General features: G+C 64.2%; 22 protein-coding genes. 14 read left to right on the forward strand and 8 right to left on the reverse strand.

The window, feature by feature from the left end; all coding sequences use genetic code 11:
* The first annotated feature begins 28 nt into the window (after positions 1 to 28).
* From G391_RS0109850 to rplL, 6 genes are all read left to right on the forward strand, one after another.
* Complete coding sequence (locus G391_RS0109850) at positions 29 to 691, forward strand: lysozyme inhibitor LprI family protein (protein ID WP_029087370.1); 663 nt, start codon at positions 29 to 31, stop codon at positions 689 to 691.
* Positions 692 to 784: 93 nt separating this feature from the next.
* Positions 785 to 1426 carry a DUF47 domain-containing protein gene (locus tag G391_RS0109855; protein WP_029087371.1) on the forward strand — a complete coding sequence of 214 codons (642 nt, stop codon included), beginning with the start codon at positions 785 to 787 and terminating at the stop codon, positions 1424 to 1426.
* 4 nt (positions 1427 to 1430) lie between these two features.
* On the forward strand, positions 1431 to 2432 hold the full coding sequence (locus G391_RS0109860; protein WP_029087372.1) for an inorganic phosphate transporter: 1002 nt from the start codon (positions 1431 to 1433) through the stop codon (positions 2430 to 2432).
* Positions 2429 to 2857, forward strand: coding sequence for an NUDIX hydrolase (locus G391_RS0109865; RefSeq protein ID WP_029087373.1), 429 nt, complete (start codon positions 2429 to 2431; stop codon positions 2855 to 2857). Before G391_RS0109860 ends, G391_RS0109865 begins: the two co-directional genes overlap by 4 nt.
* A 302-nt stretch (positions 2858 to 3159) precedes the next feature.
* Positions 3160 to 3675: a 50S ribosomal protein L10 gene (gene rplJ, locus G391_RS0109870; RefSeq protein ID WP_029087374.1), complete on the forward strand. Its 516-nt coding sequence runs from the start codon at positions 3160 to 3162 to the stop codon at positions 3673 to 3675.
* A 51-nt stretch (positions 3676 to 3726) separates the two neighbouring features.
* Positions 3727 to 4116 (forward strand): 50S ribosomal protein L7/L12, encoded by a 390-nt coding sequence (gene rplL / locus G391_RS0109875; protein ID WP_029087375.1) that lies wholly within the window; start codon positions 3727 to 3729, stop codon positions 4114 to 4116.
* An 81-nt stretch (positions 4117 to 4197) separates the two neighbouring features.
* Here the strand turns inward: rplL and G391_RS0109880 are convergent, their stop codons facing one another.
* A complete protein-coding gene (locus tag G391_RS0109880) occupies positions 4198 to 5061 on the reverse strand; it encodes a sulfite exporter TauE/SafE family protein (protein ID WP_029087603.1) in 864 nt (287 codons plus the stop codon).
* A 69-nt stretch (positions 5062 to 5130) separates the two neighbouring features.
* Here G391_RS0109880 and G391_RS0109885 point away from each other — a divergent pair, with 69 nt between their 5' ends.
* Genes G391_RS0109885 through queF form a run of 3 tightly spaced genes read left to right on the forward strand, consistent with a single transcriptional unit; the run spans position 5131 to position 7511 of the window.
* Positions 5131 to 6285 (forward strand): M24 family metallopeptidase, encoded by a 1155-nt coding sequence (locus G391_RS0109885; protein ID WP_035304242.1) that lies wholly within the window; start codon positions 5131 to 5133, stop codon positions 6283 to 6285.
* A gap of 16 nt (positions 6286 to 6301) precedes the next feature.
* Positions 6302 to 7048: a triose-phosphate isomerase gene (tpiA, locus tag G391_RS0109890; RefSeq protein ID WP_035304244.1), complete on the forward strand. Its 747-nt coding sequence runs from the start codon at positions 6302 to 6304 to the stop codon at positions 7046 to 7048.
* Between the two features lie 22 nt (positions 7049 to 7070).
* Complete coding sequence (gene queF / locus G391_RS0109895; RefSeq protein WP_211226499.1) at positions 7071 to 7511, forward strand: preQ(1) synthase; 441 nt, start codon at positions 7071 to 7073, stop codon at positions 7509 to 7511.
* Positions 7512 to 7659: 148 nt separating this feature from the next.
* Here the strand turns inward: queF and G391_RS0109900 are convergent, their stop codons facing one another.
* Complete coding sequence (locus tag G391_RS0109900; RefSeq protein ID WP_051257285.1) at positions 7660 to 8256, reverse strand: nitroreductase family protein; 597 nt, start codon at positions 8254 to 8256, stop codon at positions 7660 to 7662.
* On the reverse strand, positions 8253 to 8837 hold the full coding sequence (locus G391_RS0109905; protein WP_029087380.1) for a hypothetical protein: 585 nt from the start codon (positions 8835 to 8837) through the stop codon (positions 8253 to 8255). Before G391_RS0109905 ends, G391_RS0109900 begins: the two co-directional genes overlap by 4 nt.
* 129 nt (positions 8838 to 8966) lie before the next feature.
* Between G391_RS0109905 and cysE the strand changes: the two genes are divergently transcribed.
* Positions 8967 to 9791 carry a serine O-acetyltransferase gene (gene cysE / locus G391_RS0109910; protein WP_029087381.1) on the forward strand — a complete coding sequence of 275 codons (825 nt, stop codon included), beginning with the start codon at positions 8967 to 8969 and terminating at the stop codon, positions 9789 to 9791.
* Positions 9792 to 9857: 66 nt separating this feature from the next.
* Positions 9858 to 10061 carry a DUF3126 family protein gene (locus G391_RS0109915; protein ID WP_029087382.1) on the forward strand — a complete coding sequence of 68 codons (204 nt, stop codon included), beginning with the start codon at positions 9858 to 9860 and terminating at the stop codon, positions 10059 to 10061.
* A gap of 67 nt (positions 10062 to 10128) precedes the next feature.
* Here G391_RS0109915 and G391_RS14520 read toward each other — a convergent pair whose 3' ends face one another.
* Positions 10129 to 10596: a hypothetical protein gene (locus tag G391_RS14520; RefSeq protein WP_051257286.1), complete on the reverse strand. Its 468-nt coding sequence runs from the start codon at positions 10594 to 10596 to the stop codon at positions 10129 to 10131.
* 87 nt (positions 10597 to 10683) lie between these two features.
* Between G391_RS14520 and G391_RS0109925 the strand changes: the two genes are divergently transcribed.
* The 3 genes from G391_RS0109925 to G391_RS14525 all read left to right on the forward strand — a co-directional run bounded on the left by G391_RS0109925 (position 10684) and on the right by G391_RS14525 (position 13025).
* Positions 10684 to 11553: a 50S ribosomal protein L11 methyltransferase gene (locus tag G391_RS0109925; RefSeq protein ID WP_029087383.1), complete on the forward strand. Its 870-nt coding sequence runs from the start codon at positions 10684 to 10686 to the stop codon at positions 11551 to 11553.
* An 87-nt stretch (positions 11554 to 11640) separates the two neighbouring features.
* Positions 11641 to 12495: a D-alanyl-D-alanine carboxypeptidase family protein gene (locus G391_RS0109930; RefSeq protein WP_245572078.1), complete on the forward strand. Its 855-nt coding sequence runs from the start codon at positions 11641 to 11643 to the stop codon at positions 12493 to 12495.
* A gap of 20 nt (positions 12496 to 12515) precedes the next feature.
* Positions 12516 to 13025, forward strand: coding sequence for a hypothetical protein (locus G391_RS14525; RefSeq protein ID WP_051257328.1), 510 nt, complete (start codon positions 12516 to 12518; stop codon positions 13023 to 13025).
* A gap of 133 nt (positions 13026 to 13158) precedes the next feature.
* Here G391_RS14525 and G391_RS0109940 read toward each other — a convergent pair whose 3' ends face one another.
* From G391_RS0109940 to tmk, 4 genes are read right to left on the reverse strand one after another with little or no spacing between them, the layout of a single operon-like run.
* Entirely contained in the window at positions 13159 to 13953 is a 795-nt protein-coding gene (locus tag G391_RS0109940; protein WP_029087385.1) for an MBL fold metallo-hydrolase, read from the reverse strand.
* Complete coding sequence (locus G391_RS0109945) at positions 13950 to 14729, reverse strand: TatD family hydrolase (RefSeq protein ID WP_029087386.1); 780 nt, start codon at positions 14727 to 14729, stop codon at positions 13950 to 13952. Before G391_RS0109945 ends, G391_RS0109940 begins: the two co-directional genes overlap by 4 nt.
* Positions 14729 to 15703, reverse strand: a complete 975-nt coding sequence (locus tag G391_RS0109950; RefSeq protein ID WP_029087387.1) for a DNA polymerase III subunit delta' — start codon at positions 15701 to 15703, stop codon at positions 14729 to 14731. Before G391_RS0109950 ends, G391_RS0109945 begins: the two co-directional genes overlap by 1 nt.
* Positions 15700 to 16335 carry a dTMP kinase gene (gene tmk, locus G391_RS0109955; RefSeq protein ID WP_029087388.1) on the reverse strand — a complete coding sequence of 212 codons (636 nt, stop codon included), beginning with the start codon at positions 16333 to 16335 and terminating at the stop codon, positions 15700 to 15702. Before tmk ends, G391_RS0109950 begins: the two co-directional genes overlap by 4 nt.
* Positions 16336 to 16378 lie beyond the last annotated feature (43 nt).

The following is a 16378-nucleotide window of genomic DNA, read 5'->3' on the forward strand; positions in this document are numbered from 1 at the left end:
GTGTTCGCCGGGCGTGATAGGTTCAGCCATGATCGCGACCTTGATGGCTCTCAGCCTGATGTCATCGGCTCAGCCGGGGCCCTCCTTCGATTGCGCGCGGGCCACGAGTGCCAGTGAGCGCGCGATCTGTGCCGATCCGATCCTGTCGGCGCTGGATCGGGATATGGCGGCGGCCTACGCGGCAGCGTGGGCGCGGATCAGCCCGGCGGCGCGCCGAGCGCTCCGGTCGGACCAGCAGGCGTTCCTGCGGGTGCGAGAAAATGTCGAGGCCCTGGACGGCCAGCCGGCGATGGACGGCGTCGCCAACCTGGGCGACCAGATGGCGGTCAGGTCCAGTTTTCTGAACCAGATCCGTCGCCCGTCGCGTGGCGACCTGATCGGTGTGTGGGGCAATGTCTCCGGAGGCGTCTCGATCCGGCAGGTGGAAGGTGGCCGCCTCATCGCCGAAATAACCACAGCCAATCCTGTGAACGGCAGCTGGATCTGCCAGGTGGAGATCGCGGGGCGGGTCACCGGGGGGCGGCTCACGGGACGCCCGGCGTCCGATCCGGCGGTCACGATCAGCATCATCCGGCGCGACGGATTCATTGAGGTATCCGAAACGGCGTCCGGGGAGTCCGCGATCACGCCGGGATACTGTGGTCACAACGGCTATGTAGCCGGCACCTATCTGCCGGTCCGGGCTCAGTAGGCCTCCGGCCCACGCATGGCGACAACTCTCCGTGGACGAACGATCCCAGACTCGACTAGAGGGGATTATCCGCCGTCAGGGAAGGTCGCCCGTATGAACTGGTTTCAGGCTCTGCTGCCGCGCGAAGACCAATTCTTTGATCTGTTCGAGGCCCATGCCCAGACATTGGCGAGCGGTGCCGATGCGCTGCGCGCTGCGCTGAACGGGGGGGACGAGACGCCGGGCTGGTGTGAGAAGATCGTCGAGCATGAACACGCCGCCGACGAAGTGGCGCGCGAGGTGCTATATGCGGTGCGGCGCAGTTTCATCACGCCATTTGACCGGTCCGACATTCGCGGCCTGACGAATTCGCTCGATGACACCATCGACCAGATGCAGAAGACCGCCAAGGCGATCAGCCTTTATGAGGTCACGGCCTTTGCGCCCAAGATGCGCGAGCTGGCCGACATCGCGGTGCAGTGTGCTGCCCTCACGCTGGAGACGACCGAAAAACTGCACGCCATGAGCAAGAACCGCGACCGGCTGAATGAGCTGACTGAGGCGGTGACGCGGCTCGAGAGTGAATCGGACGCCATCTTCGACGCCGGGATGAAGGCCCTGTTCCTGGAGCACAGGACCGGCAATGCGATGGAGTTCATCATCGGCGCCGAGATCTATGACCACCTTGAGAAGGTGATCGACCGGTTCGAAGATGTGGCCAACCGCGTCAACGGCATCATGGTTGAGCACCTCTAGGCCGATGGACGCGGCCCTCATCATCCTGGTGCTGCTGATCGGCGTCGCCCTGGCGTTCGATTTCATGAACGGGCTGCACGACGCGGCCAACTCGATCGCCACAGTGGTGGCGACGCGGGTACTGAGCCCTCCGTTGGCGGTGCTGTGGGCGGCGGGGTTCAATTTCGCCGCCTTCTTCGTGTTCGGGGTGGCGGTGGCCAATACGATCGGCAAGGGGATCATCTCGCCGGACATCATTTCGGACGCCGTCATCTTCGGTGCCTTGATGGCGGCGATTGGCTGGAATGTGATCACGTGGCTGCGGGGCATTCCGTCGTCGAGTTCGCACGCCCTGGTCGGTGGGCTGTTGGGAGCCGGCGTGGCCAAGGCGGGTCTGGGGGTGATTCAGGTTCCGGGCGTGTCCAAGACGGTGTTCGCCATCTTCCTGTCGCCGACGGTGGGATTCATCCTGGCGCTGGTGCTGGTGCTGATCGTGTCCTGGGTTTTCATGAAGGCCAATCCTGCCCTGGCGGACCGGATCTTTCGTCGGCTGCAACTGGTATCGGCCGCGGCCTATTCGCTGGGACACGGCGGCAATGACGCGCAAAAGACGATGGGGATCATCGCGGTGCTGCTCTATTCGCGCGGCCTCCTGGGAGCTGAGTTCCATGTGCCGTTCTGGGTTGTCATTACCTGCTACCTCACCATCGCCATGGGCACGCTTTGTGGCGGCTGGCGGATCGTTCACACCATGGGCTCCAAGATCACCCGGCTGAGTCCGCAGCAGGGGTTCTGTGCGGAAACCGGAGGGGCCATCACCCTGTTTATCGCCACGCATTTCGGCGTGCCGGTTTCGACGACCCACACCATTACGGGCTCGATCATCGGCGTCGGCGCCGCCCGGCGGGCCAGCGCGGTTCGGTGGAATGTGGCGCGCGGGATCGTCCTGGCCTGGTTTGTGACCATTCCGGCCTGTGCAGCGATGGGGGCGGGCTTCTACTGGCTGGGCAGCCTGTTCCTGACATGACGGACCGCACGCTGCGGTCGAAACGGCGGCAGGTCGGTGCCCTGTGCTGGATATTGGCTGATGAGGATCAGATCCAGTTCCTGCTGGTCACGTCGCGGGATACGGGCCGCTGGGTGACGCCCAAGGGTAACCGGATGAAGGGCCTGGCTGATGCCGAGGCGGCGGCGGAAGAGGCGATGGAGGAGGCTGGCGCAACTGGCCTGCTATCGAGCGAACCGATCGGCACCTTCACCTATGACAAGCGGTTGTCCGGCAAGGCCCGGCGGCTGACGGCGGTGGATGTCTATGCGATCCACGTGACACACCTGTTCGACCGCTGGCCGGAAGCGCATGAACGCGAGCGCCGCTGGTTTAGCCGCATGGATGCCATAGAGGCCGTCGATGAGCCGGAGCTGAAGCGCCTGATCGCCGGTTTTGCGCCCTGAGGCGTTGATTTCCTCAGGTTTGCGTGTATAGAGCGCCGCTCCCGCAGGTGGCTTCGGTCATCGGCGGACCTGTCCGAGAACTTCGGGGCGAGGGGGCCACCCTTGCCGTAACTGTCAAAGAGCCCTTTGACGCCGTGGGGAGACGGGGAAAGTCCCGAACCAATCCGCCGCCGCAAGGCCGGGTGCGTGACGGGCGTTCCTTCGGACAGTTTACGCAGTTCGCCGCTTCGGGTCCGCCCGGAGTGACCGGGCTGTTTTCGGCGTCTGCAATCCCGCAGCCGTCAACAGACTAGGAGACCGCAATGGACCGCGCACAAAAAGCCGCGTCGATCGAGGACATCAAGGGTGTCTTCGCCGATTCCGGTGCCGTGGTCGTGACCCACAACCTGGGTCTGACCGTTGCGGAAATGACCGACCTGCGTCTGCGCCTGCGTGAGCAGGGTGCGGCGCTCAAGGTGGTGAAGAACACTCTGGCCCAGAAGGCTCTGGACGGTTCGGCGGGTGAAGCAGGCGATCGCCTATTCTCCGGCCCGGTTGCCATCGCCTATGCGCCGGATCCCGTTTCCGCCGCCAAGGTCGTCACTGAGTTCGCCAAGGGCAACGACAAGTTCGTCGTCGTCGGCGGTCTCATGGACAAGGACGTTCTGGACGCCCAGGCCGTCGCCAACCTCGCCAAGCTGCCGTCCCTGGACGAACTGCGCGGCAAGATCGTCGGCCTGCTGCAGGCTCCGGCGACCAAGGTTGCCGGCGTGTTGCAAGCTCCGGCCGGACAGCTGGCTCGTGTGTTTGGCGCCTATGCCGCCAAGGACGCCGCCTAGGTCATCTCCGCTTCTCTAAATCCAAAACTGAACCCTCCAAGGAACTATCAAATGTCCAAGCTCGAAAAGATCGTCGACGAACTGTCGACCCTGACCGTCCTGGAAGCCGCTGAACTGTCCAAGCTTCTCGAAGAGAAGTGGGGCGTCTCGGCTGCCGCTCCGGTCGCCATGGCCATGCCGACCGGCGGCGCCGGTGGCGCTGCTCCGGCTGATGCCGGCGAAGAGCAGACCGAGTTCACCGTTGTCCTGACCGACGGCGGCGACAAGAAGATCAACGTGATCAAGGAAGTTCGCGGCGCTCGTCCGGACCTCGGCCTCAAGGAAGCCAAGGACCTGGTCGAAGGCGCTCCGCAGAACGTCGTCGAGAACGTCTCCAAGCAGGCCGCCGACGAGCTCAAGAAGAAGCTCGAGGAAGCCGGCGCCAAGGTCACCATCAAATAAGATGGACCTGGCCGGCAGGGCCTCTCGCCCTGCGGCATGAAATCGGAAAGGCCCGGCGAGCGATCGCCGGGCCTTTCTCGTTCACGCGTCAGCTTGGGCGCGCGGACGGGCGGCGCTCCACAACAGGACGGCCGCGGCGTAGAGAACGACGACGACCACGCCCCAGCGCAAGGCCTCCATCGGTAGGGACTTCACAACGAGGGCGGCGAGAAGCACCGCCGGAATGCCGCCGAGGGCCAGGCCCAGGACGACGCGCAGGTCGATCCGTTCGGAGCGAATGAAGCTCATGCCGGCGACCGGCATGAGGAAACCACAGGCCCCCATCATGATCGGAAAGGCGGCGATGGGGTTGAGGCCCAGCAAACTCAGCAGGATGAGCGAGGGCGCGTAGAGGCCGATCCCGAACGTCATCAGGGCCCCAAGCACGAGATGGGCAAGGACGGCAATCCAGAACGCCGGTCCCGATAGGCCCAAGCCCTCACCGCCGCCTGGCATCATGCCAAGGTTGGTCATGGCGTAGAGGGTCGCAGCGATCAGCAGCGCGATTCCGACGATGCCCTGGACCGCGCGCACGGGTAGGCGTTGCACCACCGGTGCCCCAAGTACAGCCCCGATGATGGCGGCACCGATGCACCCGACCAGAAGCCAGGCATCGACCTGGACCAGATTGATGAAGATCAGCGCCTGGGTCACGGTCGGTAGACAATGGCCCGCATTGAGGGTCGCGGGGATGAAGCTGTCTGGGACCAGCCCACGCAGTTTGATCCAGGCTGTCGTCGGGGCGAAGGAGCCTATTCCAAGGGTGTCGAAGAAATTTGTGACCGCCCCAAGCGCAACCGCTTCGACACGAGGCCGAAGCTGATGGCGCGCGGCAGCCTGGCGCAACAGCGCCACCGCATAGACGACCGCCAACGCGGACAGCGCGACGAGAATGCCAGCGACCATATTTCCTCCCTCACCTTTGCAGGTGCCCGACGCGAGCCTATTGCAGAAATCCGCCTTTGGGAGCCCCGCATGAATCCGTTGCCGATCACCGTTGAGGAACGCCGCTTCCGTCTGGCCTTGCTGGAAGCCGCGATGGAGGCGCAGGGGATCGCCGCCTGCGTGATCGATGCCACGTCGTCGCTGCGATATTTCACCGGCTTGAGCTGGCATCCGTCGGAGCGTTTGACCGGGGCGGTGGTGAGGCCGGGCGAGCCGCTGGCCTATGTCACGCCACGATTTGAGCTGGACAAGGTGGGGTCCATCGTCGGCGTGCCCGGCGAGATTCTGACCTGGGAGGAGCATGAAAGCCCGTTCAAACTGGTGGCGGATCTGGTCGGGCCGACGGGGCGGGTGGCGGTGGACGCTCAGGCGCGCGTATTCATCTGGCTGGGCTTGGCCGAGGCGCTCGGCGCGGACCGTTTGATTGGGGCTGATCCGTTGATCGTGCCGTTGCGGGCGCGCAAGTCGGAGGCTGAAATCGCCCTGATGACGCGAGCCAAGGCGCTGACCCTGGAGGCGCACCGGCGCGCACATGAAAGCCTGAGAGCCGGCGTGCGGGCGTCAGAGGTTGTGAGCTTCATTGACGAGCAGCATCGGGCGCTGGGCGCGGATGGTGGCAACACCTTCTGCATCGTCTCGTTCGGAACCGACACCAGTCTGCCGCACGGCGGGGAGGGGGACCCACAACTGCACGACGGCGATGTGGTGTTGATCGACACCGGCTGTGCGCTGGACGGCTACAATGCCGATATCACCCGCACCTATGTCTTCGGCGAGCCGACAGATGAAGTGCGTCGCATCTGGGATCTCGAACACGAGGCCCAGGCGCGGGCGTTTAAGGCGGCGCAGCTTGGCGCGCCTTGTGAAGCTGTCGACGCAGGGGCCCGCGGCTTCCTGGCAAGCCAGGGACTGGGCCCGGACTATCAGCTTCCCGGACTGCCCCACCGAACGGGCCATGGCATCGGCCTGGACATCCATGAGGCACCCAATCTGGTGCGGGGCGACATGACGGCGCTGGAAGTCGGGATGTGTTTCTCGAATGAGCCGATGATTGTGGTGCCGGGCCGGTTCGGCATCCGGCTGGAGGACCACTTCCACATGACGGCGGACGGACCAAAGTGGTTCACCTCGCCACAGCCGAGCCTGGATGATCCGTTCGCGGGCGTTGAGCCGTTGCGCGCTTGAGGCTAGGAACGCGGTCATGAGCACGAACAGACTGATCGCCGGAAACTGGAAGATGAATGGCCTGGCCGCCGATTTGGCCGAGGCCAAGGCGCTGGCTGAGGCGCTGGCGGGGGAGGCGGCGACGACGCGCGTGGCCCTGTGTCCGCCCGCAACCCTGATCGCCCAGATGAACTGGCAGTTGAGGGACAGTACCGTCGAGATCGGAGGTCAGGATTGCAGCGACAAGGCGTCGGGTGCCTACACCGGCGACATCTCGGCCGCGATGCTGAAGGATGCCGGGGCCAATCTGGTGATCCTGGGCCACTCGGAGCGTCGCGCCGGCCACGGCGAGACGGACGCCGATGTCGCCGCCAGGGTCGAGGCGGCGCTGGCCGCTGGCCTGGAACCAATCATTTGTGTCGGTGAAACGCTGGCGGAGCGCGAGGCGGGTCGTGCGGTCGAGGTCGTGTCGAGCCAGGTGATGGCGTCGCTGCCGGAGAGCCTGTCGGGTAGGGCCTTTGCGGTCGCCTATGAGCCGGTCTGGGCCATCGGTACCGGCCTGACGCCGACGCTGGAGCAGATCGAGGAGGTCCACGCCGCCGTGCGTGCCGCAATGGTGGCGCGGCTCAGCGAGGGCGGTCGCACGGCACCGATCCTGTACGGCGGCTCGGTCAAGCCGAACAATGCGGCGGAGATCCTGGCCGTTCTCGAAGTCGGCGGCGCCCTGGTCGGCGGCGCCTCGCTGAAGGCGACCGACTTCCTTGGCATCATCCGGGCGGCCTGACGTGAGCACCGACACCACCGGTCTGTCTCAACTGGGACGCCAGACCGAAGCCCCGGCCAGTCCAGAGACGGCCCAGCTCGAACGGGTGCCGAACCCGCACCTGGACACACTCTATGTCGCCCGCTTCACGGCACCGGAGTTCACCAGCCTGTGCCCGGTGACAGGCCAGCCGGACTTTGCGCATCTGGTGATCGACTATGCGCCGGGCGACTGGCTGGTCGAATCCAAGAGTTTGAAATTGTATCTGACCAGCTTCCGCAACCACGGTGCCTTCCACGAGGATTGCACCGTGGCGATCGGCAAGCGGCTTGCCGGGTTGCTGGAACCGAGATGGCTGCGCATCGGCGGCTATTGGTATCCGCGCGGCGGAATCCCCATCGATGTCTTCTGGCAGACCGGCCCGGTGCCTGAAGGCCTGTGGCTACCCGATCAGGGCGTACCGCCGTATCGCGGGCGGGGATGACGATGGGTCGCCCTGGTCGTGCAGTTGAACCGCTGCGGCTGACGGCGCACCCGGCTTGGTGTCAGCCCGGCGTTTTCACGCCCGTCAATTCCTCCGCTACCGCGCAGAGCCGCGCAGCTTCGCCCGGCAGAACCGACTTCGGCAGCCGCTAGAGCTGCCGGCTGACGATCGCGGCCATACTCGGACGCGGCCGCTCCGCGGGGCCTTCGGCTAGGGTGCCGATGTGGATGAAGCCGGCGACCTGCTCGCCGTCCTTCAGGCCAAGCAGGGGGCGCGTGGCGGGATCGTAGGCGTACCAGTCCGTGATCCAGCTGGCGGAGAAGCCCATGGCGTCTGCCGCGTGTTCGAGGTTCATGCAGACGGCACCGGCAGACAACTGCTGTTCCCAGACCGGCACCTTGTGATCCGGCACCGGCGATGAGACGACCATCACGGTCACGGGAGGATTGGCCAGCTTGGCCAGCACCGTGGCCGCCTTGACCGGTTCCGACTGGTCTTCGGCCAGCGGCTTCAAGGCATGAACCAGCGCCGACTTGGCCGGACCTTCGATGATGACAAAGCGCCACGGGAAGAGCTTGCCGTGATCCGGTGTTCGCGCCGCCGTGGCCAACATAACCTCAAGCTGATCGGGGCTCGGCCCCGGAAAGGTCAGGGCCTGGGCCGGGGCGGACCGACGCCGTTGCAGGCGCGCCAGCGCCTCGTCACTGGCGGTCGGCAGGGGCAGGGGGTGTCCAAGGTCACTCACAGGTCGATGAATTCCTGTTCGGGCGTTTCGCCGATCTGGGGCCGGAGCAGAAAACCGCTATCGACCGTACCGAGGCGATAGGTCGATTCGAAATCGTAGAGGCGGACATCATCGGCCGTGACGATCTCGCCCATTGCCTCGGGATCCCCACTGGTGAAGAACTGCTGGCAGATGATGCTGTTTTCGTACTCGGCCATGCTTTGCGCCAGCAATGAGCGGACCATGGCTGTGACCTCTTGCGATGCGACGCCGGCCAGACGGGCCTGAATTGTCAGCTCGCTTGTCGCGCCGGAACTGCAGATCCGGCCCTGCTCGAGCGTGACGATATCCGCGAGGGTGACCTCGATCAGGGGGCGGTCTGTGAGGACGAACATTCCGGCCAGGATCAGGCGCCCGTCGGCTTCACGGCGAAGGGTATAAAGGCTTTCACAGTCGCGCGTCGCCTCGCTCCAGTTCTCGCACCAAATGGCCTGACGATCGGCCAGAGCCAGGACTTCAGCGTCGCCCATGGCGCGCTCCTGGGCGCAGACCGGAAAGGCCAGGCCGAGAGCCGTCAGGAACAGGGCAGCACGCTTGATCATCGTGCCAGCTTAGGGGGGCGGCGAAGACTGCGCCACATGCAATCGACGGACTTGGCTTTGTGTTTTGTGCAAGTGGATTGCCCTGCCGGGACGAAGTCCCCATTCTTGGGGCTAGACGAGGAGATCGCCATGTCCGCCGCGCTCAGGCCTGTTCAGGCCGCTGAATCGATCTGGCAGCGGCTGCGTGCCGAGGCGGCACAGGCCGCCGAAGCCGAGCCGGCGTTGGGCAGCCTGCTTCATGCGGTGATCCTATCCCATGACGATCTGGCCGGGGCACTCAGCTTCCAGCTCGCCCGCAAACTGGGCGACAATGAAGTTGGCCCGATGGCCTGGCGAGAGGTCTGTGAAAGAGCCTATGCGGCGGACCCGTCAATCGTGGCGGCCGCCGAGGCGGATCTCGTGGCGGTACTGGAGCGAGATCCCGCCGCCAAGCAGGCGTTGCAGCCCTTTCTGTTCTTCAAGGGTTTTCAGTCGCTCCAGGCCTATCGCGTCGGGCATTTCCTATGGAAAGGCGGGCGAGACACCCTGGCTTTCCACCTTCAGAGCCGTGTGTCGGAACTGTTCCAGGTCGACGTCCATCCGGCCGCGCGCATCGGCAAGGGGGTGTTCTTCGACCACGGCACCGGGATCGTCGTGGGCGAGACGGCGACCGTCGGGGACGATGTGTCAATGCTGCACGCCGTCACCCTGGGCGGAACAGGGGCGGATCGCGGTGATCGTCATCCCAAGATCGGCAAGGGTGTCCTTCTGGGCGCGGGGGCCAAGGTGCTGGGCAACATCACGGTCGGTGACTACGCCAAGGTGGCATCCGGGTCGGTGGTGCTGAAGCCGGTTCCCGCCGGCTGTACGGCAGCTGGTGTTCCCGCGCGGATCGTCAACTGTCCGTCCTGCGAGGACCCGGCGCGGACGATGGACCACACCCTGGCTGACATCGTCTACGACTTTTCGATCTGACGCCCTTGGCCTGACGCAGACGGACGACTAGGTTCCGCGCCGACATTCATTCTCAAGGAACGCCCCGTGCAGGAACCCGATATCAAGCGCATCGAGATGTATCTGAAGAAGGCCTTCACCAATGGGGCCATCAACGTCAAGGCGCGCAAACAGGCTGACTCCGCCGAGGTCTACATCGGTGATGAGTTCATTGGGGTGGTCTATGAGGACGAGGACGACGACGGATCCTACACCTTCAACATGGCGATCCTCGGCGAAGATCTGCCCTGATCGTCCAGGCATGAAAAAGCCCGCGCCACCGATGAGGTGACGCGGGCTCTTTCAATTTCGGGTGGTCCTAGCGGGTGCCGAAAATGCTGTCGACCAGCTTGGCGAAGAAGCCCTTCTCCTCACGGCTGTAGCTGGGAGCCGCCGATGCGGCCGGCTGAGCGGCCGCCGGAGCGGCTTGCGGCGCGGTCTTGGCGGCTGCCGGTTTGGTCGTCGCCTTGGCGGCGGGCTTGGTGGCGCGGGCCGTGGTCTTGGGGGCCGCAGCCTTGGCCGGTGCCGCCTTGGCAGCAGGCTTGGCGGCGACCTTCGCCGTTGTCTTGGCCGCGGGCTTTGCGGCCGTCTTGGCAACTGTTTTCGCAGCCGGCTTGGCCGCTGACTTTGCGGCCGGTGTGGCAGCCGTCTTAGGGGCGGCAGCCTTGGCGGGTGTGGCCTTTGCCGCGGTCGCCTTGGCAGCGGCAGGCTTGGTGGATTTTGCCGTCGAAGCCTTCGACTTGGCGGCAGGTTTGGATGTTGTGGACTTTGCCGGGCTCTTGGCCATTTGTCGCAGACCTCTGGGAGTTGTAGTTGCGGATCCTGAACCGGCGCACCTGCGCCGATGAATCGCCAGCATAACGGTTCTTTTGAAATGTCCGAGTCCGCCGTACAGATTATCTCGCGTGGCACGCGTAAAAATGCAGAGGCCGCCGCCCAGGCCATTGATGAAACCATCGCGCTAGAGGGCGCGACCTATTCGATCCTTGAAGAGGACGAGGATCGGGGCATTTGGCGAATCGATGCTTATCCGACGACCCGGGAGGAGGCCGACGGAATCGTGGCGGCGCTGGCCAGCTTTGATTTGGAAACGACCGTCGAAGATTTGATGGACGCCGATTGGATCGCCATGAGCCTTTCGGGGCTGCCGCCGGTGCGGGCAGGGCGCTTCTTCGTCTATGGAGCCCATGACAAGGGCAAGGTCCCCGAGGATACGATCAACCTGCGGATCGAGGCCGGGGCCGCATTCGGGACGGGCCACCACGGAACGACCGTGGGGTGTCTGGAAGCCTTTGATGCCCTTCTTTCACAGGAAGGTCCGCCTGAGCGGGTGCTCGACGTCGGCACCGGCACAGGCGTTCTGGCCATTGCTGCAGCGCGGACCGGGTCGCCGACCGTGGTTGGCACAGACATCGATGAACCGTCGGTCCGAATCTCCGCCGAGAACGCGGACATCAATGGGGCACACGCTGCCTTCGTCGAAGATGGCGACCTTAGCCATCACGAGGTGAGGGGGCCCGCGCCCTATGATCTGGTGTTCGCCAATATCCTCGCCCGCCCGCTGATTGAGCTGGCCGGCCCGATCAACGGCCTGTTGCGTCCCGGTGGTACCGCTATCCTGTCGGGGCTATTGCGTACCCAGGAAGAGGAGGTCCTGGCCGCGTGGATGCCCCTCGGGTTCGGCGTCGAGCAGATCATCCACCACGATGCCTGGTGTGCGCTCAGGCTGCGCAAGGCCAGTTAGCGTGTTCGTCAGGAACAGCCTCTTGCTGGATGCCGCATCGCATGGCTTTCTGCGGTCATGCGCCGACTTGGACTAACGCTGTTCGTATTGACCCTTTGGACCGGCTTTGGCTTGTTGCCGGCGCGCGCGCGCGCGCAATCGTTCGATGTCCTCAACGAGGTGGCCCTTTGCTACAACGCCGCCGCCACCTGGTACGAGGCAGCGGCAGGAAACGGGCGGACGCTCCAGTCGCTGGAATGGCAGCCGTTCGGGCGCGAGTACGGCTGGGAAACCTATCTGCCGATGACTCAGCAGGAAATCGGGACGCGCTGTGGTGCCGCAACCCCGGCCTTTGCTGCGGCCCTGGCCGCGTTTCAGGCGCGATACGGACTGCAGGCAGATGGACGCTTCGGGCCGGCGACGTTCGAGGTGCTCAAGGGTATCTGGCAGGAGCGCCGCCCCTTCGTCATGGCCCGGGTGAGGGGGGAATGCCCGGCCTATCCCGAACGGCAGTCCCTGGAAGAGTTCGACTGGCGCGAGGAGACGATCCAGCGACCTGGCCGCATGGGTCAGCCCGTCGCCATCGCTGCCTATCGTCGAATGGTCCGTGATGCCCGCGCCGAGGTGCCGGAGCTGGCGGCTAATCCGAATCTGCTGACCGTCTATTCGACCTACCGGCACCCCGACATCGATGGCGTCAGGTGTGAGGACGAGGCGAACTGCGATGGGCTGCGTCGGGCCAGTTGTTCGGCGCACCGAACGGGGTGGGCCTTCGACATCAATGTGGGGGAGGCCCCTGGCTACGGCATAGCTTCGACGAATGCCTACAATCGTCTGGTCCAGTCCCGGGGTCCGGCTTATCGCTGGCTGGTGCGCAATGCAGCCCGGTACGGCTTTGTGAACTACATCTATGAGCCGTGGCACTGGGAATACGTGGGCCCTGAGGCGAGTTACGCCCCGTGAGCCGAGAGCGCGATATCTCCGTGGCCAAACCCGGAAACGTCAGAGGTTGGCGCAAGCGTCGACTTACGGATGCCGAAAAGTCTTTAGCAGTCAAAGTATTTGGAAATCATCTTGAGCTAGACTCTGTACGCTTTGTCGGCTCGCCAAAGCCGTTTGATCGCGCCTTCGTGGCCGGTCGCTGGTTTGGGCGCGACTGGATCGTCTGGCCGAATTCAACACTCGCAGACGACTATACGACCCAGAAGTTGTCGCGGCGGGCAACGTTCATCCATGAGCTTGTCCATGTCTGGCAGGCTCAGCAGGGCGTGAATCTCGCTGTCGCAAAGATCCGTGCCGGGGATGGCGAGCGCGCGTACGCCTATCAGGCAGACGAGACGTGTGTTTGGGCCGGTTTGAATATCGAACAGCAGGCCATGGTGGTCGAGCACGCCTATAAACTCAGCCAGGGTGGGACTGCGCCGGCCGCGAAGGCGTTCTATCGGTTGATCGCGCCGTTTCCGTGCGGCCTGGATGAGGGGCCAGCCGCTTGAAGATCGTCGCCCATTTTGGCGGATCCAAAATACGCCTAAGATATATTATGCGAAATAAATGGACGATGCGACTATTGGGATTGGCCCCGCAGGACGGTGCGACCATTGGGATTGGCCCCGCAGTCTGCCCGGCCTACGGCCTGAACGTTGTCCAGCCGTCGTAGGCCACATCGACGTTGGCCGGCATCAAGCTGCTGAGTGTCTGGTAGTCGAGATCAATGTGCAGATTGGTCAGAAGCGCCCTCTGAACACCGCTGGCAGCAATCCAGGCCAAGGCCTGATCGACATGGGCATGGGTTGGATGGCGGGTCCAGCGTAGCGCATCGACGATCCAGAGCCCGGCCCCCTGGATGGCCTCAAGTGCCGCGTCATCAAGCGCCGAAACATCGCTGGAATAGACGATCGGCCCGAACCTGTACCCCAAGGACGAAATGGGGCCGTGCGCCTGGTTGAAGGTCGATACATCGATGGGCCCGCCGGCTCCCTCGACGGTCACAGCCTGGCCGGCCCGGATGACCTGGGCATCACAGATGGGCGGATAACCGTGCTCACCCCTGAAGATATATCCGAAACGGCGATCCAGCGTGGTGTGTGTCTCGGCATCGAGCCACACAGGAACCCTGCGGCGTCCCATATAGGCAAAGGTCCGCAGATCATCGATGCCATGCGTCTGATCTGCATGATCGTGTGTCAATAGAACGCCGTCTATATGACGGATATTATTCGCTAATGTCTGGGTTCGCAAATCGGGAGAGGTGTCGACAACGACGGTGGTGATTCCGTCAGCTCCCCGGCGCTGGACGGCCAGCGAGCACCGGCTGCGTCGATTGAGAGGGTCGGTCTGATCGCACCGGCCCCAGTCGCCATTTGCGCGGGGCACGCCACCGGATGAGCCGCAACCCAACACCGTGACCGACAGTCCCGTCATGGCCGCTCAATCCTGTGGAACAGATTGAAGAATGCCTCACTCGTCAAAGTTTTTGCAGTATCTTTGTCCCATCCGCGGATCGCCGCGAGCTTGTCCAGAACGAGTCCGACATAGGCCGGCTCATTTCTACGACCGCGATACGGAACGGGGGCCAGGTAAGGGCAATCCGTTTCGACGATGATCCGGTCAGGCGGCATGTCCCGGACAACCGCCCTCACCCCTTCAGCCGCCTTGAAGGTGGCGATGCCCGATACCGAGAACCAGGCTCCGAGCTCGGCAGCTGTGCGAGCAAGCGCCGCCCCGGACGTGTAGCAATGCATAAGCAATTTGAACGGGCTGGCGGCGTACTCCTCACGCAAGATATCAGACATTACGTCGTCGGCTTCTCGGGTGTGAACCACCAGGGGCAGGCCTGTCCGGCGCGCCGCCTCGATGTGGATTCGGAAGACCTGGGCCTGGGTGTCCCGGGGCGACAAGTCGTAGTGGAAATCCAGGCCACATTCCCCGATTCCAACCACGCGAGGACGCTCGGCAAGCTCGACCAGGGTGTCGACCGTCAGGTCCGCATAATCGCGCGCCTCATGCGGATGCACGCCGACGGTGCACCAGATATCCGGGTTGGCCATGGCGAGGCCGTGGGTCGCTTCAAAGGTCGAGAGTTTGTCGGAGATCTCGATCATCAATCCAACGCCGGCCTCGCGCGCACGCTGAATGACGGCGTCGCGATCCTCATCGAACTGGGGCGCATGCAGGTTCACATGGCTGTCGATGAGCATCAGGCCCTCGCCTTGCGGATTTCCGCCAGGGTCGAGAACAACACATCCGCGCGATCCAGATTGAGGCTGGCCGCTTCGGCTGGGGTGCGCTCGATGAGATCCCAGACGCGTCCCCACGCCTCAGGACGTTCCACTTCGGCGCGCTCGCGCACGGCCTGGGCCAGGCGGGAGAACAGGAGCTCGAGGCGGACCTGCCCCTCCCCGCCTTTCATGCTGTCGGCAAATCTGAGCATTTCTGCCTCGTCGGGTGCATCCCCAAGCACCAGCGCACGGGCCGTCGCGTCGATTTCCAGCGCGCCCTGATCCGCCAGTTGCAGCGCCCGCCCGGGTGATCCCCCGGCCATCAAGGCGAGCGAGCGAGCATCGCCGGGCGGTATCCCCAGTCGTGTCTCGAGCAAGGCAGAGACAGTCTCAGCCGACCACGGTTTGAACGGGAGACGGCGGCAACGCGAACGGATCGTCACAAGCAGTCGGGCCGGAGAATGCGTAACCAGGAACAGCACGCCGCGCTCAGGCGGCTCCTCCAGAGTCTTCAACAAGGCATTGGCTGAGTTGACATTCAAGTCATCCGCAGCGTCGATGATGGCGACGCGCCACTCGGCCATGGATGGAGATTTGGAAAAGAACTCCGGCAACCCCCGCGCATCTTCAACGGAGATCGATTTTCGCAACTTGCCGCCTTCCGAGCGGCGCTCGAGGACGAGCAAATCCGGGTGGGCATCCTGCTCGATCAGACGGCTGACGCGGTCTGTGCGGTCCGAACCGAGCAAGCCAAGGCTCCGGTCAGCGCGAGCCCCCAGCAGTCTTCGTGCGGCGCGGTAGGCAAAGGTCGCCTTGCCCAGACCTTCCGGCCCCGTCAGCATCCAGGCATGATGGAGGCGACCGCGCTCCAGGGCGTCCAGGAAGGCGTGTTCAGGGCGCTCATCCTTCAGGGCGTGGTATTGGCCGCGCGGTCCCTCGACAACGTCGTTCATGGCTCCAGGTCCAGCCGCTCCGCGACCGTGCTCCAGACCTGTGCTGCGACCTCATCCAGAGTGCCGCTGGCGTCGATCAGGGCGCACCGGCCTGGCTCATCCCGGGCAATCGCGAGGAATGCGTCCCGCAGGCGCTGGTGGAAGGCCAGTCCCTTGGATTCGAAACGCGCCTCGAACATGTCGCGGCCAAATGCGCGTTCGAGGCCGATCTCGACGGGCATATCAAACACCAGGGTCAGGTCCGGCTTGTCCGAGCCGACCACTTCGTCTTCGATCGCTTCGATGAAGGCTGGGCTGACCCCGCCACCGGCACCTTGATAGGCGCGGGTGGAATCTGAAAACCGGTCACAAACGATCCAGGTTCCGGCCTCAAGCGCCGGACGAATCAGCCGCGTCAGGTGATCTGAACGCCCCGCGTACATCAGCAAGGTCTCAGCCGTCGGTGTCCAGCGATCCGCGTCGCCAATCACCAGCAGGCTGCGCAGAGCCTCAGCCCCCTCCGAACCGCCGGGTTCACGGGTCAGCACAACCGAAATCCCGAGCGCCTGCAATCGCTCGACCAGCAGCCGGGCCTGGGTGGACTTGCCGGCCCCCTCTCCACCCTCGAATGTAATAAATCGTCCGCGCGTCACGCCGGGCACAATGGCGATTCACCGGCTCAAGGCAAAGGCCGGA

It is taken from the genome of Brevundimonas aveniformis DSM 17977 (assembly GCF_000428765.1).
GTDB lineage: Bacteria > Pseudomonadota > Alphaproteobacteria > Caulobacterales > Caulobacteraceae > Brevundimonas > Brevundimonas aveniformis.